Below are 21,052 nucleotides of genomic sequence, written 5' to 3'. Positions count from 1 at the left end.
TATCATTGCCGAAAAATTTCGACAGTTTACCTATAATGACGACACATAAATACTCAATTTTAGCCCTAGCCTGCTTAAGCGCATTCAATGCAACCGCCAACGATTTAGACTCAGTTGAACGTATTACCATTTACGACAAACAAAACCGTGTAGTACTTGAATCTGGCCTTGCCACTAAATCAAATATGACTCTAATGGAAACGCCAGCCCCAGTCGTGGTTGTTGATCAGGAGCTGATCAACTCGCAAGGTGCAACAAACTTACAAGACTTAGTGCGTAACATCAGTGGTGTTACCCAAGCCGGTAATAACTACGGTATTGGCGATAACTTAGTGATCCGCGGTTTAGGCGCTAACTATACATACGATGGCATGTATGGCGGTGCAGGCCTAGGTAACACCTTTAACCCTACACGCTCAATGACCAATGTTGAATCTGTTGAAGTACTTAAAGGCCCTGCAACAGGTTTATATGGTATGGGTAGCGCAGGTGGTGTTATCAACCTAATCGAGAAGAAACCACAATTTACTGAAAAACACACGGTAAATGCAGAACTTGGTCAATGGGATAGCTACTCATTAGGCTTTGATAGCACAGCAGCATTAACCGATGACCTTGCTTATCGCGTTAACGCAAAAACCGCTCGCAGCGATGGCTACCGCGACTTAAAAGACGACCGTGATGAAATTTATGGCGCGTTAAAATACGTATTAAGCGACAAACAAGACATCATGATTTCTGCCGCTTATATTAAAGATGCCATTGCCGTTGACTCAATTGGCCACCCTATTCGTATCTTTAACAGCGACTCAGTGAATGGCAAAACCGCAGGTGAAGTAACCGCTGCCGATTTAATTAACGACGCAACTGCACAAGGCCTGCAACTAACCGAACAGCAACGCCAACAATTAGCTGACTCACTGGCAGCAAATGATGGCCTAACACCTTACACCTTTGGCCATAACGGTATTATCTCGCCAATGGCAAATGATAACGAAGGCGAAGAGCTACGCTTTAAGTTAACCCATAACTACTTTATTACTGATAATTTATTTTTAAATCAGCAACTACAATACCGTAATTACGAATCGAGCTTTGCTCGCCAAACGGGTGCTTATAACTATGTTTATTGGAACCGCAGAGGCGTGATTAATGCCGACCCGCGCGCTCCCTTAGTGGTTGATGACGTACTTTACCCATTTGCAGCGCGTCGCCAAGAATACCGCCAAGTAGAAGCTGACGAAAAATCATGGCAATACTTTGCTGACTTGCGTTATGACTTTAGCTTTGCCGGAATCGATAACGAACTACTGGTAAACGCCAACTACGAAGACCGCGATATTCGATTTAAACAATACTCAATTTACGATGCCGACAAGGTCATTAAAAACAAAGATGGAGAGGTTATTTACCAAGGTCAATTACCTTACATTTTTGATATTCGTAACCCGAACTGGGGCGAAGGCAGCTTTTTTGATTACGACCCGCTAAAAACCAGCGATTACAACAAAAAGGTTCAAGCTTGGGGTGTGGGTATTCAACATGTTGCCTATATTCATGATACTTTCACAACCCGTGTTGGCGTTGCCTTTAACCGTATTAAACAAAGCTACGAACACTTTGGTGTTGATGCGCGCTACCGTGCAAGTGCCGCCGAGCCAACACCAGAAGCAGATACATCAGACAGCGGTATGACCTACAACCTAGGTGCAACCTACAAACTTAGCGATGATATTTCGTTCTTTGTAAACCACTCTAAAGGTCGTACAGCCTACAGCGTGCTTGGTAGTGTATCGGGAAACGAAGCTGACCGCGATGACGCCGAGTCAGTCAGTAACGACATTGGTATGCGTGTAAAAGCCTTTGACGATCAACTACTAGCATCACTTGTGGTATTTGATAGTGCCCGTACAAACCTTGAGTATGCCAACCCAGATTACGAAGCCGGTGTATCTGATGCCTCAGTACCAAAAAGCTTTTACGATGGTGAAGAGCAAACCAAAGGCGTTGAGCTTGATTTAAATGCCGATTTAAACGAGCAATGGAAACTTAACGTAAACGCGGTGTATCAAGACGCCCGCGATAAGAAAAACCCTAACTCATCATCTTTCGATACTCGTCAAAAAGGTGTGCCTTATGTAACAGCAAGCAGCTGGTTAAGCTATGACGCTAAATGGTTTGATTTAGCCGAGCCGCTTACAATTAGCGCAGGCGTGCAATATGTTGATGACCGCAGCACTCATTCAACCTCATTTGGCATTCCTGATGGCTACGTACCAAGCTACACGGTATACGACGCCGCAATTCAATATCAAACAGATGATTGGAAACTACAGTTAAACCTAAATAACTTGTTTAACAAAACCTATTACTCAAAAGCAATGTTCTTAGGCGGCATGCCAGGAGAAGAGCGTAATGCTAAATTAACCTTTAGCTACACACTTTAATTGTGAAATAAGAGCAAAAAGCGCGGCTTATTTGGGTCGCGCTTTTTGTTTTATTTAGTAAGAGTGCGTTTGAGTAGTGGCTTGTTATTGGACAAAAACACGTTAGAGTATTTATCAGTAACGTCGCCAGCAGGGGTCGAAAAACCAGAGCGAAAGCGGCGGTTTTTGGTCCCTCTGGCTGGCCTTGTTATAAATCACCTTGTGCCTCTATACACGACTTCTCCTTCATTTATTCCAAGATCGTTACGCATGGCATTTAGCATAGAGTCAGCTTTTTCTCTCATCTGCTCCCATGTCGCTTGCTTGCCCTCGTAAAGTAATGGAATAAAGAAATCGATCATCTCATTGTATTTATCCAGCACTTCTTGGCAGGAAACTAACGATATGTAGCCATAAGCTTTATTTCGATTTAGGGCGAAGGAATGCTCAACGTCTGCACTAATAGACTCTTGCGTTGATGTGGCAACTGCCTCTAGTTCTCTAAGAATTTCTGAAACTATATGAATCACATCCTTGTAGATAGCCAATTTATCAAAGTGACGATTCAACTCTTTTTGCTTCAAGGTATCTATTTGAGCTTTCAAGTCCTCTAGGGCTGCCTCATTCTCAGCCTTTAGTTTTTGGAGGCTCTCCTCATGCTTGGCTCTTTCATTTTGCAGCATGCGCTTTGCCCATAAGCTTCCAAGCCAATGGGAGAATGCGGCAAGCAACAATGCACCACCACCCAGTGATGCGATTATTGCAGCTGCTATTTTAAAGATTTCTTCGATGCTCATAGTGATTTATAACGCCCGCCTAACACGCAATGTGTTGGCGTGGCTTTTTGCGTTGTTTGCCAAAACCATGACAACTTAACATTGTCGGAGTTTAGGCGCTTGTTATGTAACGTTACCACGAAAAATGACTTACGGCTTCTTTGTACGATGCTAACGCTTTATATATAGCAAGTTTTACTCTTAATTTTTTGTAAAACACTTGATAGCAAAATACAGGTAAAAACCACACAACGAACAGTAGAATTTGAATAAAGAGCAGCACAAATACAAGTTCGTTGTAAATACCATCGAGTAAAAAGAAGATTAAAACAAGGAGATTAAGTCCAACAAAAAGCCAGATGCCCCAACGAGCATCTTTTATGAGTTCTCTTAATTCTGTGGTTTTACTCGGAGCTTTCATATTCTCTAGTTACATAACGCCCCAAGCAGGGGCAATAACACGTAGGCTATAATACGGAACGAAGTGACGGAAGCCTACGTGTTAGTGTCCCGCTGACTTGGTTTGTTAGGTATTGCATGGTTCCCGGTTTATATTGATGCCTTTTTCTAATAATTCAGAAACCGCAGCGTTATCTAGAATCTCCATGTTGTTTATTGGTGTAATACCATCCTGTGATATGACTCCTGCCTCGGTTGGGCAAGCAGACCAACTAGTTGAGTTTGTAAATGTGTAGGTTTTTCCATTTTCGGGTGTAAACAGGTGCTTAGACATACACTTATATCCATTTACTGGATGAATTAAACCAAAAGCTAAAAAAATGGGATTATCTGCCTTAACTTTAATTGTCGCTGGATTGCCCAATGGTAAAGCCGTTGAAATTTGTAAATCCCCAACGTAACCAAATGTAGTTTTACCGCTATCTTTTTGCTGGCAACGTTCATAGATAATTGCGGTATGAGGATGTGGTTGGAATCCGAAACCATCTGTTTTCTTGGTGGTTTCAAGACTTAAATACGCTACCGGACCATCTTTAGGTTCCTGATATTTGTTTGGTTGACCTGAAAAAGTAATGTTATTTTCAGTGCTTGCACACCCAATTAAGCCAATGCAGCAAAGTGCGCTTATATATGTTTTCATTCGAACTCCGAAGTTAAACGCAATACCTAACGCCCTGTTAATGGGCGGATTACGCTTGGCTAAAATTAGCGAAGAATGAGCGCCAGCCAAGCAGTAAGGCGTCCATTTTAAACAGCTTGTTATGTTTACTGTTTCACCCAAACCTGACCATCAATTTCAATGGACACCAGACTATAACGTTTGTAGCCAGCAGGAGAATATAAAACATTAGCGATTGAGCCTATTTTTACTTCATCATTAAATTGCTCACAATCGAAATTTTTAAGCCGCGTTTTAAACGAGTATTCTCCAGATTTTAATTTGAAACTAATTACCAACATGTTGTTAGTTCGCCAAACATCCTCACATTTGAAAGATACAATTGGTAATGTTTCTTGAACAATGTTTTGCGGTCTAGGTGCTTCAGTTTGTTTTAAAAGGAAAACAACAAGAGCAAAAATAATTATCGGAGCTATCCATTTCATGCTGATTCCTTAGTAAACATAACATGTTTATAGCGAGCTAATCGCGCGTTTTTCTACCACAACGTAGCTCGTTTTTCTTATTAGATTATTTTTAACAAACTTGCTAACTAATTGCCAGTGTTATTAAAATTTAGAAGTTCTCGCTTTTACCTCAGGATAAAAACGAGCGATTGGGTCGTTTTCTTGACTATGCGAGCAATAGACTTTGACGAAATAGAAAAGCAATTGTGAAAGGCCGAAGTTCGCTCTTTTGAGTAATTCGCCTTAACACGTTTTGGGGCAATAACGAGTTACATTTCCCTACTTTTACAAATATAACAACTGCCAGCTTCGATTGAATCACTCAACCAAACCTGACAGCGTTAACTGACTCAGCTTAAAGCGTCATCACTATTCGGCCTGTGATATCGCCTTTTAACATGTCGTCAAAAATATCGTTGATATCTTCGAGGCGTTTTTCTTCAATAATGGCTTTAACTTTACCTTTGGCTGCAAAGTCGAGGCATTCTTGTAAGTCTTTACGCGTACCAACGATAGAGCCTACAACAGACACCCCATTTAATACGGTATCAAAAATTGGCAGTGGCATATCTTCGGGTGGTAAGCCTACAAGCACACATTTACCGCCACGGCGTACGCTTTTATAGGCTTGCTCAAAACCGGCTTTTGAAACAGCAGTACACACAACACCATGTGCCCCGCCCACTTGTTCAAAAATAGTTTCTGAAGGCACTTGCTTCATAAAATCGATGGTGATGTCTGCGCCAAGCTCTTTGGCTAGTGCCAATTTGCTCTCGCCGGTATCAACGGCAATTACATTAAAACCCATTGCTTTTGCATATTGCACTGCTAAATGGCCTAGGCCACCAACACCAACAATTGCAACCCAATCACCCGCTTTTGCATCAGTCACTTTAAGCGCTTTATAAGTTGTGACCCCAGCACAAAATAGTGGTGCGGCTTCTGCAAAACCTAATCCTTCAGGAATTTTAACCACATAATCGCCATGGGCTACACAGTACTCAGCGTAACCACCATCAACTGAATACCCTGTGTTGTGCTGCTCGAGGCATAAGGTTTCTTTGCCCTCTAAACAAAACTCGCAATGACCACAGGCGCTATATAACCAAGGAACACCGACACGGTCGCCTACTGATAAGTGTTTAATGTTTACGCCTACTTTTTCGATAGTACCTACCCCTTCATGGCCCGGCACTAATGGCATTTTCGGTTTGACTGGCCAATCTCCATGACAAGCATGTAAATCTGTGTGGCACACTCCACACGCGGCAATTTTAACTAGCACATCGTTAATTCCAACCTCTGGGCATGGGATATCTTCGATAGTTAATTTACCTTTGTACTCTTTATTTACTGCAGCTTTCATAACCTTCCTCCATGGTATTATTAGATTTCAGCCTATACGATAAACTTATTAACTGTCACTATTATTGATCCACATCAAATAGCTAATCACTGCGGTATTTAATTAAACTATTATTTAAATTCAATAACTTAAATTTAAAATGTGGCGTGTCTACACTTTAGTAGTAGCAGATTGCATAGTGGCTATTTCTTTTAGTTATACCCCGAGCGTGCTAGCATTTAATTTCTGAAATTTTTGAATACTAAAAATTATGAGCCTATCTGAAAAAAACTTAGCTTTTGTTATGCACTGCGGTGAAATGGGTAGCCGTTGGGGCTTTAACCGCACCATTGGTCAAATGTGTGGATTATTAACCATTACTAAAGAGCCAATGACCGCCAATGAAATTGCCGATACCTTAAGTATCTCACGCGGAAACATCAGTATGGGCATTAAAGAGCTACAGTCTTGGCGCTTAATTAAAGTGCATCATATTCTGGGCGACCGTAAAGAATACTACGGCCCTGCTGGCAGCATTTGGGATATGGCCAACCGCGTATTCGAAGAACGTAAAAAACGCGAGATAGACCCAACCCTTAGCCTGCTTCGCGATAACATTTTAGAAGAAGCCCACAATGATGATGAGCGCTTTGCTCAACAGCAAATGCAAGAAATTCACGACCTGCTCGAAACCGTAACCAAATGGTCTGCAGAGCTACAACGCTTAAGCCCTGAGCAGCTTCAAAGCCTAATGAAACTAGGTTCTGGCATTGGTAAAGTACTTGATTTTAAAGATAAGATTTTGAAAAAGCCGGGGAAAGGGGAATAAGTTAACGAGTTGCTAGGGGCGAGAGTAAAGTTAGCGAGTTACAAGGGGAAAGTTTCGAGTTACAAGAGTAAAGTTTGTAGGAGGCGTTTTAACGCCGAACATGTAGCAGCGATTTTATATCGCGTCCCAGACCCTAGAGCCTAATGTTTTCTATCGTAGGCGTGAAACTTGTTTCGCGCGCTCTCTTGTAGGTCGTGCTTTAGCGCGTCACTTGAGAAATGTTTAAGATTGTGTAGCCATAAATGACGACCTACACCAAAATAATCTCTGTGTAGGGGGCGTTTAACGCCGAACAAGTAGCTAAAAATAAGGATAATCATGTGAATAAGCTTCTTTTGATAATCAGTATTGTATTAATTTTGGCAGGCATACTTCTATTCTTATATGACTTTTTGCCTGTCGGGGTTGCTAACAAAGAAGACTCTTATTTAAAAATAGTGTCGAGTGATACCTTTTCGATTTTAAACTACAGAGTGCATTTATTAGTTACTGGTGTTGGGCTCTTAGTACTATACAAACTTAAAATATTTTAGCTTTAAAGGATTACTATGACTGCGAAGCCGATTTTAGAAAAACACTTTTATCATGATGGCAGAGGACCTGAACTACAGAAGGTTATTTGGCAAAGAAATGGTAAAGACCTTTTAGGCTTTGAGTACTTCAATCCTGATGATGAATATTCATTAGCTAACCTTAAGCATATAAGATTAGATAACTTAAAAGCATATTCAATGGCAACGGATGATGTTCATGACTGTATTCTAGCGAATACAAAGTGTGTGGCGGCCATATTTGAAGTGCTTAATTCGAATTGGCTACTATCATTCAATCAAGACGAAATCGCTGGGTGTAAGCATTTTCAAATAATGTTTTATGATGAGATTTATGACGTTGTTTGTAAAAGTGTAATCACAGGAAAAGGGAATCTGGCGTTTTAACGCCGAACATGTAGCAGCGATTTTATATCGCGTCCCAGAGCCTAAACCCTAGAGCCTAATGTTTTCTATCGTAGGCGTGAAACTTGTTTCACGCGTTGTCTTGTAGGTCGTGCTTTAGCGCGATTGAGGGGAAAGCTGCAAGTTACGAGAGTAAAGTTTGTAGGAGGCGTTTTAACGCCGAATAAGTTAGCAAGTTGCTTGGGTAAAACTTGTAGCTTTACCCTTGGATCTTGCTAACTTTTATTACTCAATTACTTAATCGCTGGGTAACCGATGCGATCTGATAAGTAACCAACACTGGTTGCAAAGTAATACGAGCGATTCCAGTGCATAAGTGCTTTGTAGTTATCGTAGGCTAGATACATACGGCCGTTTACGTCATCTGGCATTACCATTGCAGCGGTAACATCAACGTTTGGTAGATCGCTACCATCCATTTTACGAACACCGATTGCTTGCCAATCAGCAAGGCTGCGCTCTGAATCTTTCCAATACTCTAACCATTGGCTGCGAGTTCTAGTGCCACGCTTAAGAATATTTGAGTTATCAAAGCCTTCAGGTAATTTAACTTGGCGACCCCAGGTTAAATCATCGTTCCAACCTGCTTGTTTTAAGTAATTAGCAATTGACGCAAATGCGTCTTCTTCTGTGGTCCAAATGTCTTTGCGGCCATCACCGTTGTAATCAACAGCGTAAGCGTTAAATGAGGTTGGCATAAACTGCGTTTGCCCCATTGCACCAGCCCATGAGCCTTTGAACTTATCAAGGGTAATGTGACCCTCTTTTAAGATATCAAGTGCTGCCCAAAGTTGGTTTTTGTACATGGTTTCGCGGCGACCATCAAAAGCAAGTGTAACTAATGATGCAATTACACTGTGACCACCTTGGATTTTACCAAAGTTACTTTCAAGGCCCCAAAGTGCAACAATAAAGCGTGCTTGAACGCCGTATTCTTTAGCGACTTTTTCAAGAACCTCTTGGTTTTCTTTGTATAGCTTACGCGCGCGGTCAATTTTCCATTGCGGCACACGTTTTGGTAAATAAGTTTCGAGGGTTTCTTTTACTTCTGGCTGATTTTTATCAGCTGAGATCACTTTCTTTTTGAATTTAGCTGTTGCAAGTGCTTGATCAACTAAGGCTTCATCATAGCCTTTTTCAAGTGCTTCTTTTTTTAATGCTGCAACGTAAACGTCAAAATCAGCTTGTGTCTTTTGTTCTGCCAATACTGAAGTACTTAGTGAAGCACTGAGTAAAATGACGGCAAGTTTTTTAATCACTCTCAACTCCCTTGTCTTTTTTAAATTGGGTTAACAGATTTTCTTCCGGCGGAGGTAATTGCAAGTAGAACCCTTGGTCAATTAACGCTTGCTTAACCGCGTCTAAGTCTGCCACACCTAACTTTTCACGGCTTGCTAGATTAATCATCATCACGTACTTAGGTTGACCAAACGTTTCTAGTAATGGTTCAGGTACGCGTGAGAAATCATCTCTTTTTTCTACAAAAAGGTATGTATCCGCTTTTTTAATACTTTTATACACCGCAGTTAGCATTATGGCCCTATAATATCTTGCTTAACGAAGGCGCACACTATAACATGAGTGATATAATAAGTTAGAAAAAATAGATTAGATTTTTACTGTATATGCCTTGTTCAGCCTGTGTTTATACTTAAATAATGCTAATCCAGACAATTCAATTGAGCGTGTATGTCGGAACAAATTTTTGAATTAAAAGGGAACCTTTTTACGTTATCTGTTTTACATTTATTTTCAGCAGATACAGCCCTTTTAAGTAAGCAGTTAGATGAGAAAATCGCCCAAGCACCTAAGTTTTTTGCCGGTGCGCCTATCGTAATCAACTTAAGCGACGTACAAGATGAAGCGCTTGATTTCTCTTTCTTAAAATCAATGTTAAGCGGCCTTTCGTTAAACCCTGTTGGGGTTTGTAATGGCTCTCAAGAGCAAAACGAAAGCGCAAAAGCTGCGGGCCTGTCGGTGTTAAATTATTCACAAGACGTTAAGGGTGCAACCGCTAAACAACAAACAAATACATCTATCGTTGAAAAAACCGTTCACCTGCCTGCGCAAGTTATTCATGGCACTGTACGTTCGGGCCAGCAAGTGTATGCAAAAGACCGCGACCTAATCGTAATTGGTGCTGTAAGTCATGGCGCCGAAGTGATTAGCGATGGCAACGTGCACATTTATGGCACCCTTCGCGGCCGTGCAATTGCAGGGGCTAAAGGTTACAACGAAGCAAATATATTTTGCCAAAAATTAGAAGCAGAACTTGTTTCGATTAATGGTAGTTATTGGATCAGCGACTCTCTACAAGGTGAACACTGGGGCAGCGCAGTACAAATCCAACAAAAAAATGATTCATTAGAAATTTCAGCTTTGGTTAAAGGATAAATCTCATGGCAAAAGTGATTGTCGTTACTTCTGGTAAAGGTGGTGTTGGTAAAACCACATCGAGTGCTGCGATTGGCACAGGTTTAGCGCTTAAAGGCTTTAAAACCGTTATTATCGACTTTGATATTGGTCTACGTAATCTTGATCTTATCATGGGTTGTGAACGCCGTGTTGTTTATGATTTCGTAAACGTAATCAATGGCGAAGCTAACCTAAATCAAGCACTTATTAAAGATAAGCGCGTTGATAAGCTACATATTTTACCTGCCTCACAAACCCGTGATAAAGACGCCCTAACCCGTGACGGTGTTGAGCGCGTACTAAACGAGCTGAAAAAAGATTTTGATTACATTGTGTGTGATTCTCCAGCGGGTATCGAAGCTGGTGCAATGATGGCAATGTACTTCGCTGATGAAGCGATTGTAACAACGAACCCAGAAGTATCATCAGTACGTGACTCTGACCGTATTCTTGGCATTTTACACAGCAAATCAAAACGTGCTGAAGAAGGCCTTGAAAGCGTAAAAGAACATCTACTATTAACTCGCTATAATCCTGAGCGTGTTGAAAAAGGCGAAATGCTTTCGGTAGAAGACGTACAAGAAATCTTAGCGATTAAACTACTGGGCGTTATTCCTGAATCACAAGCTGTACTGAGTGCATCAAACTCTGGTCAACCGGTTATCCTTGATGGTGAATCGGATGCAGGCCAAGCATACACAGATGCAATCAATCGTTTATTAGGCGAAACTGTTGATTTTCGTTTCTTAGACGTAGAGAAAAAAGGCTTATTTAAACGGATTTTTGGAGGTTAATGTGTCTTTACTTGACTACTTCCGCTCAGAAAAGAAAAGCAGTGCGTCATTAGCAAAAGAGCGATTGCAGATCATTGTCGCGCACGAACGTTCACAGCGTGGTACACCAGATTACTTACCACAGCTAAAACAAGACATCCTTGATGTTATTCGTAAGTACGTGAATGTAAACACTGATGCAGTTCAGGTTCAGTTTGATCAAAACGAAGATGACTTAGCAGTACTTGAGCTAAACGTCACCTTACCTGACGAAGAAAAGAAATAGTCAAAATTGGGCGCTTAGTTTTTTAACAGCGCCCTTTTTTATTTCTGCCACTGCATATTAAACTCATAGTCGTCTTCGCCTAGCGTTTTAAACCCTGCCCGTTGATATAATCCATACGCTGGATTCGCTTTTAGCACCGTTAAATTAATCTCTGCTGTTTGCGCTTTGAGTGCATCTAACACCTTAGTGCCTAACCCCTTGCCCTGCTCTTTAGGTTCAATTTGTAGCTGTAACAAACTGATAGCTTGGTCACTCAAGATGAACTTTGCAGCGCCTACACATTGCCCATCATTTAAAACTAAATGACTGTGCTCAAAATGTTCAGCTACTCTTGCTTGATGCTGCTCACGTGATAAAAATAACCCTTGATTCTCTAAGTGCTCAACCATGGTATTTAATCTCAAGTCGAGTAAATAGGCTTTGTCTTGCTCCGTTGTTTTTACAAATTCAATCATTATTGTCTTAAAAAAGAAAAAGGTACTTTAATAAAAGTACCTTTTTAGGTTGCAACAAACAACATCTCTTGGGTTAGAAATTATAATTTGCGCCTAAGTAAAAACGACGACCCGAATATTGGTTATAGGTAAAGCGATTACTTTGCTTCCAATAGCCTTCTTCTATTTCTTCAGTTAGGTTCACCACGGACGCGGTAAACGAAAGATCCTCTGTTAGGTTATACGAGGCATTCACATCTAGCTGACCATAGTCTTTGGTATACAAGTTGTACCCTTGGTGAATACCGTTGGCACGGTCATCTTTCCAGTTATATGACGCACGAACACTAAAGTCGTCATTCTCAAAGTACACCGACACATTATATTGGTGCTTAGCGGTGCCTGGTATTTCGGCCTCTGTTTTTTGTCCGTCTGTCGAGACTTCGCTGGTGCTGGTATCTGTGTAGGTATAGTTAGTTAAAATACCAAAACCATTATCAAACGAGTGCTGGAAGAACAGCTCTAAACCTTCTGATTTTGCATCACCCCCACCCACTTTGGTGTTCATTTCGACCTCAATTGGGCCGTTACAACAATCGTGTTCTCGCTCTACAATTTCTACCGTCGAGATTGGTAGGTTAGAAATATCTTTAGAGAATAACGTAGCACCCAGTGCAGAACCATCGCCGTAATACCATTCAATACCTAAATCAAATTGGTCAGATAACATAGGTTCAAGTCCTGTGTTTACCGAGGTACCATTACCACGGCCTGTCCATGAATCAGGCGAGTTAATGTTCACTGGAGGACCGTATGACTCGGCTTGGCTTAAGTCTGAATAGCTCACTCTTGCCATAGTACGTGCTGCTGCAAAGCGCACCACAAGATCTTCGGTTGCATCCCATGCAAGGTTAAAGCTTGGTAATACTTCACTGCCATCACTACTGCGCTCATTTGGATCAGTGTCGTCATCGTCTTGACCTATAACATCATCGTAGGTCAAGGTGCTCAGCTCTGTATTTACATAACGCACACCGACATTACCGCGGAAATCTTGCCATTCAAAATCAGCTTGTGTGTAAACAGACCAAATTTTTTCTTCTAGGGCGTACGTGCCCGAAAGTGTTGGCACCACTGTTTGGCTAAAGTTTTCTTTTAAGTAATCATCCAGCGCTCTAAAATCAAACGCTAAAAAGTTAAATGCGCCTGTATCACCTGCACTGTTATCAACCACATGGTCGCTTACCAATGTTGGCGCATCTGGGTGAAAATCTGGATTATGGAACCACTCAGTACCTGGTAAGTAACCGCGGTAACCGCCGTTATCAGCGATGCCGTCATCCCAACGAAAGTCATTACGAATGCCTTTAATTTCGTGGTCGCGGTATTTACCACCCACATAAACACGAGTGAAAAAACTGCCATCAAGGTCAAATTTCACATCTGTTTGAATGTAATCTTCTGAGTCTTCATTTTCAGATGAGTAAGAGTCAAACCAATCATAATACTGATATGCTTCTTTATCGGTGGCTAAATCAGTCGACACTTCGTAGCTTGGTTTACCGTTCTCAATTGACCATAACCAGCTGTTTACTGAGCCTAAACGCGCATCAATATTAGCGTAGGTTTCTTTTGAAGTACCACCTTCAGCTTCGGTATGACCAAGCTTTAATGTAACACTGTAAGTATCACCATAATAAGTGCCTTCAAAATCATAGGTATTTGATTTTGACTCGCCAAAACGCTCACGCCCTGTTAACTGCGGTGATAACAAACCACGGCGAACAGCCACACCACCATTTACATCGGCATCACCCCAGTTATTATCATTGAGTAAACCATTATCGCCATTACCGTAGGCAACCACAGTATCGCCATCAAGCACAATGCCGTAATACGGGTTGTGGTTATCATTCCACTCGGCAAAAGTAATGGCTTGACTAGATTGGTCGTAGCCTAACTTGGCGCCAAAATAGTTAAAGTTTAAATCAAGTCTGTCACTTGGCGCCCACTGAATGGCCACTTGATAACCATCTCGTGTGCGGTCTTGGTTTGAGTTTGTAACGTACATAGCCCGTGGCGCCCACACATTGTTGTACACTTCGCCAGTGGCTTGGTCTACCAGCGCTGGACGCTCTGCGCCTTCAACGGTATCTGAGTGAAAACGCCAGTGTGATGCGTTGTTAGTAATGGTTGTTACGGTGCGATCTTGACGAGTAAAACCGGCCAGTACACCAAAGTTTTCGTCTTCATTTTTCCATGAATACAGCATGTTAACTTGCGGCTTTGTGTCCTCAGACACATCATCGTAAGTTACCTCGGCACTTAACGCCCCTGAGTTTGCTTCCATCTCGAGCGGTTTACGGGTGTGTAAAATAACTGTACCACCAATACCGCCTTCATCGATCCGTGCTTCTGCACTTTTGTACACTTCTACACTTTTGATCATGCTTGAAGGCAATAACGTGTAATTAAAACTACGGGTAGGAGTACCTGAACCTGATGAAGCAATATAGTTACCGTTTAATTGGGTGAGAGTCCAATCTGGTGACGTACCACGAATACTCACGCGGCTACCTTCGCCACCGTCGCGGTCAATCAAAACGCCCGATACACGTTGCAAAGAATCAGCGACGTTTTTATCAGGAAACTTACCAATATCCTCTGCGGTGATTGCATCAACTGTAGCCGTTGAAAGTCGTTTTATTGCTAAGTTTTCTGCAGTTGAAGAACGAATACCTCGTACTTCAATCACTTCTACATCATCATTTGCTTGCTCTGCTGCATAGCTTGTATTAATTGCAGCCAGTAGCGAAATTAAAATTGCATTACGCTTAAAATGCCTTCCTTGCCCTTTTGTTTTTATTACAGTTTGCTTGCCCATGCCTATCTCCAGTTGTGTGTTCTGTTTTTGTATAAGAGGTTTTAACCCCTGCAAAAACGATTTATTGTTGTCGGTTTTTAAACTGATTTTTGGTAATTAACAGCTTGTTAAACTCAAACTCAGAATAGGGGGAGGTGGTCAAAAAGTGATAATAAAAATTCGGTGAGAGATATGACAAAATCGGCGTTAGGAATATTTTATATTCATTTTTAGATTTTCTGAATTATAGTTAAGCTCAGCGAATTTGAGTTAACTGGCTCAGCAAAACAAACTCAAAAATACATTTAAAATATTGATAATAAATAACAATTTAACATATTGCGTATTTATTGATGACTTAGAAATTGAGTGACTAAAAAATAGGTGTAATAGATATGGTAAAAACACGCCCATGAAAAATGGTAAATTTCTTGAGGTATGCCTAAACGAAGGGTGCTTTAAGCAGCTTACTAACAACATTTCGGTGGCTAGTAACTTAGGCGCAAAACGCTTTGAATTGTGCAGTAATTTACACCTAGGTGGCCTAACACCAAGTGTTAAAGCGATTGATTGCGCTGTAAAAAGCCTGACTAATAGCGCAGAGTTAGTGGTGATGATCCGCCCCGAAGCAGGCAACTTTATTGTTAGTACTGAGTGTCACCAAGTTATGCAAAAACAAATTACACTGGCAGCTAACGCGGGGGCGCATGGCGTGGTATTTGGTGCAGTAAAGCACGGCGAACTTGATTTAGAGGTGACTCGATCTTTAGTTGCCACAGCCAAACAGCATGGCCTGATGGTGACCTTTCACCGTGCATTCGATACTCTTACAAACCCGTTAAGCACACTTGATAAACTGATTAATTTAGGAGTTGAGCGCGTATTAACAGCAGGCACGCCATGGCAAAGCGGTCAAAGTGCTGTTGATGGTCTAAATCAGCTCAACACATACTTAGCGCACAGCGCTAATCAGATAGAAATTGTAATTGGTGGTGGCGTTACTTTAGAAAACGCGGCAACACTTTGGCAATTAATAAAAAACCATTCGGCAAAGGCAGCTGTGCATGTACACTCATGCGTGCACACCGAAAACGGTGCAATTAACGCAGAGGCTATCAATAAGCTACTTTCAAAGGATTAAACATGGCAACGTATTTTTTAGGTATTGATGGCGGCGGCAGTAAGTGCAAAGTTCGTTTAGAAAACGAAAACGGCTCACTACTATGCGAAGCCATAAGTGGCTCAGCAAACGTGGCCACCAGCTGCCAACAAAGCCAAGAGTCAATACTTCACGCTACTGAACTTGCTTTTCATGAGGCAGGGCTTGCCTTAAGCGAGCTGAAAAACACTTATGCGCATGCAGGGCTTGCCGGTGCTAATATCGACTCTGCCTATCAAGCTATGACCAAATGGCAGCACCCTTTTGCTAAGTTTACCTTATCAACAGATATGCTGATTGCCTGTAAAGGCGCACATCAACATCATGATGGAGCGGTGATTATTCTGGGCACGGGCTTTTGCGCAGGCTACCAGCAGCAAAACCAATTTAGCGAATTAGGTGGTTACGGATTATTACTGAGCGATGGTGCCAGTGGTGGTTGGTTAGGCTTACAACTTTGCCGTAAAGTATTTGAAGTACTTGATGGTGTTGCGCAAAGTTCTGCTGCAATAAATACCCTACTCACCCAGCTTAATTGCGACTCAAGCCAAGCGTTAAGTCAGCGTTTAATATCAGCGCGCCCTGCAGAGCTTGCCAAATTTGCGCCCCTGGTTTTTAGCCATTCTGACGATGCTTTTTGTCAGCAATTAATCAATGAAGCGTGCGCATACATTAGCCGCTATATCGCTTACTTTGAAAAGCAAGGCATTGAAAACGTTACTTTGATGGGCGGTATTGCTAGTGCTATCACGCCTTACTTAACTGATGCCAGTAAAGCGCGTTTAACCCCCGCCCTTGCCAGTGCAGAGGAAGGGGCTATTTTAATGGCAAGAGCTGCAATTTAATCACCTAATTGCGAGCGCATTTGTGAGGGAATTTCGCCAAACAAACGCCGAAATTGTTTACTGAAATAACTTGGCTCAGAAAACCCACACTGATAGGCCACTTGTGAAATGGGCAGTTGCGTTTCAATCAGTAGCTTGCGGGCATTTTCGAGGCGTACTTCGTTAATAAATTGATTAGGTGTTTTTGCTAAGTGTTTTTTAAAACGGCGCTCTAAAGCACTTACCGACAAGTGCGCAAGCTCTGCCAATTCATCAATGCTGATCTGACGATGATAATGCTCGCGAATAAATTTTACCGGCTCTTCAATTGCCCTTACATGAGAAAGCGCTTTTGAGGTTTTTTGTAGATGTCGGGTCACTCCATAAGTGCCGATCACATTGCCATCGTGATCTTTTAAAGCATGCTTTGATGTAGAAAACCAACCAAGCTCACCTTGTAGGGTTTGGTTAAGCTCTAAACGGTCAGTCACTATGTAGCCTTCCATCACCCGTTTATCGTCATTGACGTACTGAAACGCAAGGTGCTTTGGTGAAAAATCGAAGTCTGTTTTTAGCAATATTTGCTCCAGTGTTTTATAACCCTGATGCTCAATAAAATGCTGATTACAATGCAAAATTCTACTATCTGTGTCTTTTACCCAAAAGAGGATATCTGGCAGTAAATCAAATGCAGCAATTAGCTGATTTACTCCAGCTTTTTCTATTATTTCTTGAATATCCATCGCTTAATTTTGTCTCAATAAAGAACAGCCATATATATTTTAAACGCCGATTTTGTTGCATTGTCAACCGAATTTTTATTAGCGCTTATTGGCTAAGCTTTCCTATTATCAATAACATGACATTAACAGTAGCAGAAGCTATTTAAATTTAGGAGCGCTTAAGATGAGCAAAGCTAAGATCCGCATGGCAATGGTAGGCGGTGGCGATGGTGCCTTCATTGGCGCTATTCATCGAATTGCAGCGCGATTAGACGGAATGATTGAGCTTGTTGCAGGTGCATTCAGTTCAGACGCAAACAAATGTAAAGCAACTGGCGAACTACTTGGGCTTGATAGCAGCCGTTGCTACGACAGTTACCATACGCTATTTACCGAAGAAGCAAAGTTACCCGCTGATGAGCGTATTGATTTTGTGGCTATTGTCACGCCAAACCATTTACATTTTCCGGTCGCGAAAATGGCGCTTGAGTATGGCTTTCATGTGCTCTCAGATAAACCTGCAACGCTTACTCTCGCAGAAGCAGAGCAATTACAAAGTATCATTGCAAAGCAGCAGGTTTTATATGGCTTAACCCACACTTACACCGGTTACCCGATGGTCAAAGAAGCCAAGCATCGCGTTAAAGCTGGTGAGCTTGGCACCATACGTAAAGTGATTGTTGAGTACACCCAAGGCTGGTTATCTCAACGTGAAGACGAGGGCTCAAAGCAAGCGAGCTGGCGTCTAGACACCAGTAAGGCTGGCATTAGTTGTTGTATGGGCGATATTGGCGTGCATGCGGCTAACTTAGCCGAATATGTATCTGCTCTCGAAATCACCGAGCTTTGCGCCGATTTAAACCATGTAGTTGAAGGCCGAGCCCTTGATGATGATGGCACTGTGCTTCTTAGATTCAATAATGGTTGTAAAGGCGTTTTACTGGCAAGCCAAATTGCCATTGGCGATGAAAACAACTTACGCCTGCGTATTTATGGCGATAAAGCCAGCCTTGAATGGTCGCAACTTGAGCCTAATAGCTTATGGCTACGAGGCCACAATCAAGCCGCAACATTACTTAGAGCGGGCTTAGGTGAGTTACACCCTGACACACAAAATGCCCTGCGCGCCCCTGCCGGCCACCCAGAAGGTTACCTTGAAGCATTTGCCAACATTTACAGCAATTTTGCAGCACAAATTCATGCATTTAAGCAAGGCGACAACGCAACAAATTCAGCATTTGATGTACCAGGCATCAATGAGGCTGTACGTGGTATGGCGTTTATTGAGCATGTTGTTGCTTCAGCTAAACAAGATACTAAATGGCACAAATTACAGATTGGATAATAAAGAATGAATAAAATCAAAGGGCCAGCAATATTTTTGGCGCAGTTTATTTCAGAGCAAGCCCCGTTCAATAGCTTTCAAGGTTTATGTGAATGGGCAAGCGGTTTAGGTTACAAAGCGATTCAAGTGCCAACCTCAAACCCTGAAATTTTCGATTTAGAAAAAGCAGCTCAAAGCCAGCATTACTGCGATGAAGTCACTGGTATTGCCACAGAGTATGGACTTACAATTTCAGAGCTATCAACACATTTGCAAGGCCAGTTAATTGCTGTACACCCTGCGTACGATGAAATGTTTGATAACTTTGCCGCAGAGCATGTAAAAGGTAACCCTGCAGCGCGAACAAAGTGGGCAACAGAGCAACTGATGATGGCTGCTAAAGCAAGTAAAAACCTTGGCTTAACAACCCATGCGACATTCTCGGGTTCTTTTTTATGGCATACCTTTTACCCGTGGCCACAGCGTCCACAAGGGCTTGTTGAACAAGGCTTTAGTGAACTTGCTAAGCGCTGGTTACCCATTTTAGATTGCTTTGACGAGTATGGCGTGGACGTGTGTTATGAATTGCATCCGGGTGAAGACCTACATGATGGTGTGACATTTGAGCGCTTTTTAGCGGCAACCAATAATCACCCTCGAGTTAATATTCTTTATGATCCGAGCCATTTTGTATTGCAACAGCTCGACTATTTAGCGTTTATCGATATCTATCATTCGCGCATTAAGGCGTTTCATGTCAAAGATGCCGAATTTATCGCAAATGGCCGCTCAGGTGTTTATGGCGGATTTCAAAACTGGCAAGACCGACCGGGGCGTTTTCGTTCTTTAGGTGATGGCCAAGTAGATTTTAAGCAAATCTTCAGCAAGTTAACTCAATATGGTTTTGATGGTTGGGCTGTACTTGAATGGGAATGTTGCTTAAAGCACCCAGAAGATGGGGCAAGAGAAGGCGCTGAGTTTATTAAAGCACACATAATAAACCCAACAGACAAAGCCTTTGACGATTTTGCCAGTGGCGCAACAAACACTGAGCGTAATAATCGAATTTTAGGTTTATAAAACCGACAACAATTGAACACACAGGACACACAATATGGACAACAATAATTATAACCGCATAGTCTTTCGGCTTTGCTGTATAGCACTGATTGTGACCTCTATGACCTTTGCCATTCGTGCTGGTATTTTGGGTCAACTTGGCAGTGAGTTTGGCTTAACCGACACCGAATTAGGTTGGGTTAATGCCATGGCATTTTTAGGTTTTCCCGTTGCGACTATGGTCGGCGGTATTATTTATAATGCCATTGGCGCTAAGAAATTAGTGGCTTTAGCGTTTATTTGTCATTTACTTGGTCTTGTTTTAACTATCACTGCTGATGGTTTTTGGGGCTTACTGGTTTCTACCTTTTTAATTGGTTTTGCCAACGGGGCTGTTGAAGCGGGCTGTAATCCACTGATTGCAGAAATGTACCCTAAAAATACCACCACTATGCTAAACCGTTTTCATGTTTGGTTCCCAGGTGGCATTGTAATTGGCGCACTTGCGTCGAATTTTATGTCGGGAGCGGGTTTAAACTGGCAATGGCAAGTGGCGTTAATTTTAGTTCCTACGGTTTTCTATGGCGCTATGCTGATCAAAGCACAATTCCCACGCTTTGATACACGAACTCACTCTACCAGCAGCAATATTCGCCACTTATTTACGCCGTTATACATCTTTTTAATTGCCTGCATGACGTTTACCGCAACCACTGAGTTTGGCACACAACAATGGATTGAGCGTATTTTAGGTTCATCGGGTGCTTCTCCTATGGTGGTATTAGCCTTGATCACTGGCCTAATGGCGGTTGGTCGCTTCTTTGCAGGCCCTATTGTGCATAAGCTCAACCCTACCGGTGTATTACTTGGCTCTGCCATTTGTGCAAGCTTAGGTATCTTCATGATGAGCCAAGCCGAGGGCAGCATGATTTATCTAGCAGCGATGCTTTTTGCACTTGGCGTTACCTACTTTTGGCCGACCATGCTTGGCTGCGTTGCTGAATACATTCCAAAGTCAGGGGCGCTGGGTATGTCGTTAATGGGCGGTGCAGGCATGTTTGCTATGAGCATCTGGAACCCTGTAATTGGTAGCTGGATAGATACGGCACGCTCATCAGCAGTAGCAAGTGGCGCAAGCGCTGAACAAATTGAAATTTTAGCCGGACAGGCTGTATTACAAAACCTACTGATCTTCCCAATTATTTTAATCGTCGCATTCATTGGGTTGCATTTAGTAATTAATAACAACAAACGCACCGAAAAATGTGCGTCTTAAG

Annotated in this window: 20 protein-coding genes; 11 read left to right on the top strand and 9 right to left on the bottom strand. The window is 42.1% G+C overall.

Annotated features, from left to right (window positions below; genetic code table 11):
• The first annotated feature begins 35 nt into the window (after nucleotides 1-35).
• Nucleotides 36-2,447: a TonB-dependent receptor gene (locus J8Z28_RS21200; protein ID WP_250660584.1), complete on the top strand. Its 2,412-nt coding sequence runs from the start codon at nucleotides 36-38 to the stop codon at nucleotides 2,445-2,447.
• A 194-nt stretch (nucleotides 2,448-2,641) separates the two neighbouring features.
• Here J8Z28_RS21200 and J8Z28_RS21195 read toward each other — a convergent pair whose 3' ends face one another.
• The 4 genes from J8Z28_RS21195 to adhP all read right to left on the bottom strand — a co-directional run bounded on the left by J8Z28_RS21195 (nucleotide 2,642) and on the right by adhP (nucleotide 6,152).
• Nucleotides 2,642-3,223, bottom strand: a complete 582-nt coding sequence (locus J8Z28_RS21195) for a hypothetical protein (protein ID WP_250660583.1) — start codon at nucleotides 3,221-3,223, stop codon at nucleotides 2,642-2,644.
• Between the two features lie 505 nt (nucleotides 3,224-3,728).
• Nucleotides 3,729-4,301: a hypothetical protein gene (locus J8Z28_RS21190; protein WP_166340863.1), complete on the bottom strand. Its 573-nt coding sequence runs from the start codon at nucleotides 4,299-4,301 to the stop codon at nucleotides 3,729-3,731.
• A 125-nt stretch (nucleotides 4,302-4,426) separates the two neighbouring features.
• The gene (locus J8Z28_RS21185; RefSeq protein WP_167658954.1) at nucleotides 4,427-4,765 is read right to left on the bottom strand and encodes a hypothetical protein; all 339 of its coding nucleotides are present in this window, start codon (nucleotides 4,763-4,765) and stop codon (nucleotides 4,427-4,429) included.
• A 376-nt stretch (nucleotides 4,766-5,141) separates the two neighbouring features.
• On the bottom strand, nucleotides 5,142-6,152 hold the full coding sequence (gene adhP / locus J8Z28_RS21180; protein WP_250660582.1) for an alcohol dehydrogenase AdhP: 1,011 nt from the start codon (nucleotides 6,150-6,152) through the stop codon (nucleotides 5,142-5,144).
• Nucleotides 6,153-6,402: 250 nt separating this feature from the next.
• Between adhP and J8Z28_RS21175 the strand changes: the two genes are divergently transcribed.
• Both J8Z28_RS21175 and J8Z28_RS21170 read left to right on the top strand, forming a co-directional pair.
• Entirely contained in the window at nucleotides 6,403-6,960 is a 558-nt protein-coding gene (locus J8Z28_RS21175; protein WP_250660581.1) for a GbsR/MarR family transcriptional regulator, read from the top strand.
• 548 nt (nucleotides 6,961-7,508) lie between these two features.
• A complete protein-coding gene (locus tag J8Z28_RS21170) occupies nucleotides 7,509-7,898 on the top strand; it encodes a hypothetical protein (RefSeq protein WP_250660580.1) in 390 nt (129 codons plus the stop codon).
• Nucleotides 7,899-8,149: 251 nt separating this feature from the next.
• Here J8Z28_RS21170 and J8Z28_RS21165 read toward each other — a convergent pair whose 3' ends face one another.
• Both J8Z28_RS21165 and J8Z28_RS21160 read right to left on the bottom strand, forming a co-directional pair.
• Nucleotides 8,150-9,175, bottom strand: coding sequence for a lytic murein transglycosylase (locus J8Z28_RS21165; protein WP_062565624.1), 1,026 nt, complete (start codon nucleotides 9,173-9,175; stop codon nucleotides 8,150-8,152).
• Nucleotides 9,168-9,449: a YcgL domain-containing protein gene (locus J8Z28_RS21160; protein ID WP_054552050.1), complete on the bottom strand. Its 282-nt coding sequence runs from the start codon at nucleotides 9,447-9,449 to the stop codon at nucleotides 9,168-9,170. The genes J8Z28_RS21165 and J8Z28_RS21160 overlap by 8 nt, the downstream gene beginning before the upstream one ends.
• 156 nt (nucleotides 9,450-9,605) lie before the next feature.
• On the opposite strand from J8Z28_RS21160, the gene minC reads away from it, so the two are divergent.
• Genes minC through minE form a run of 3 tightly spaced genes read left to right on the top strand, consistent with a single transcriptional unit; the run spans nucleotide 9,606 to nucleotide 11,390 of the window.
• Nucleotides 9,606-10,310: a septum site-determining protein MinC gene (gene minC / locus J8Z28_RS21155; RefSeq protein WP_054552049.1), complete on the top strand. Its 705-nt coding sequence runs from the start codon at nucleotides 9,606-9,608 to the stop codon at nucleotides 10,308-10,310.
• A gap of 5 nt (nucleotides 10,311-10,315) precedes the next feature.
• On the top strand, nucleotides 10,316-11,125 hold the full coding sequence (gene minD / locus J8Z28_RS21150) for a septum site-determining protein MinD (protein WP_054552048.1): 810 nt from the start codon (nucleotides 10,316-10,318) through the stop codon (nucleotides 11,123-11,125).
• Between the two features lies 1 nt (nucleotide 11,126).
• A complete protein-coding gene (gene minE, locus J8Z28_RS21145; protein ID WP_054552047.1) occupies nucleotides 11,127-11,390 on the top strand; it encodes a cell division topological specificity factor MinE in 264 nt (87 codons plus the stop codon).
• A gap of 38 nt (nucleotides 11,391-11,428) precedes the next feature.
• Here minE and J8Z28_RS21140 read toward each other — a convergent pair whose 3' ends face one another.
• Together J8Z28_RS21140 and J8Z28_RS21135 are read right to left on the bottom strand one after the other, a co-directional pair.
• Complete coding sequence (locus J8Z28_RS21140) at nucleotides 11,429-11,845, bottom strand: GNAT family N-acetyltransferase (protein WP_250660579.1); 417 nt, start codon at nucleotides 11,843-11,845, stop codon at nucleotides 11,429-11,431.
• A gap of 73 nt (nucleotides 11,846-11,918) precedes the next feature.
• Nucleotides 11,919-14,708, bottom strand: a complete 2,790-nt coding sequence (locus J8Z28_RS21135) for a TonB-dependent receptor (protein ID WP_250660578.1) — start codon at nucleotides 14,706-14,708, stop codon at nucleotides 11,919-11,921.
• A 391-nt stretch (nucleotides 14,709-15,099) separates the two neighbouring features.
• Between J8Z28_RS21135 and J8Z28_RS21130 the strand changes: the two genes are divergently transcribed.
• Both J8Z28_RS21130 and J8Z28_RS21125 read left to right on the top strand, forming a co-directional pair.
• Complete coding sequence (locus J8Z28_RS21130) at nucleotides 15,100-15,828, top strand: copper homeostasis protein CutC (protein WP_250660577.1); 729 nt, start codon at nucleotides 15,100-15,102, stop codon at nucleotides 15,826-15,828.
• A gap of 2 nt (nucleotides 15,829-15,830) precedes the next feature.
• Nucleotides 15,831-16,691 (top strand): glucosamine kinase nucleotide-binding domain-containing protein, encoded by an 861-nt coding sequence (locus J8Z28_RS21125; protein WP_250660576.1) that lies wholly within the window; start codon nucleotides 15,831-15,833, stop codon nucleotides 16,689-16,691.
• Here J8Z28_RS21125 and J8Z28_RS21120 read toward each other — a convergent pair.
• The gene (locus tag J8Z28_RS21120) at nucleotides 16,688-17,413 is read right to left on the bottom strand and encodes an AraC family transcriptional regulator (protein WP_250660575.1); all 726 of its coding nucleotides are present in this window, start codon (nucleotides 17,411-17,413) and stop codon (nucleotides 16,688-16,690) included. The genes J8Z28_RS21125 and J8Z28_RS21120 overlap by 4 nt on opposite strands.
• Before the next feature lie 163 nt (nucleotides 17,414-17,576).
• On the opposite strand from J8Z28_RS21120, the gene J8Z28_RS21115 reads away from it, so the two are divergent.
• Genes J8Z28_RS21115 through J8Z28_RS21105 form a run of 3 tightly spaced genes read left to right on the top strand, consistent with a single transcriptional unit; the run spans nucleotide 17,577 to nucleotide 21,051 of the window.
• Nucleotides 17,577-18,737: a Gfo/Idh/MocA family protein gene (locus J8Z28_RS21115; RefSeq protein ID WP_250660574.1), complete on the top strand. Its 1,161-nt coding sequence runs from the start codon at nucleotides 17,577-17,579 to the stop codon at nucleotides 18,735-18,737.
• Between the two features lie 6 nt (nucleotides 18,738-18,743).
• Entirely contained in the window at nucleotides 18,744-19,796 is a 1,053-nt protein-coding gene (locus J8Z28_RS21110; RefSeq protein ID WP_250660573.1) for a sugar phosphate isomerase/epimerase family protein, read from the top strand.
• A gap of 34 nt (nucleotides 19,797-19,830) precedes the next feature.
• Nucleotides 19,831-21,051: an MFS transporter gene (locus tag J8Z28_RS21105; RefSeq protein ID WP_250660572.1), complete on the top strand. Its 1,221-nt coding sequence runs from the start codon at nucleotides 19,831-19,833 to the stop codon at nucleotides 21,049-21,051.
• The last annotated feature ends 1 nt before the right edge of the window (nucleotide 21,052 follow it).

The organism is Pseudoalteromonas sp. SCSIO 43088, assembly GCF_023650795.1.
In the GTDB taxonomy this organism is placed as follows: domain Bacteria; phylum Pseudomonadota; class Gammaproteobacteria; order Enterobacterales; family Alteromonadaceae; genus Pseudoalteromonas; species Pseudoalteromonas shioyasakiensis.
The sequence above is the reverse complement of the archived record's forward strand: the minus strand, read 5'-3'. Positions and strand labels throughout refer to the sequence as shown.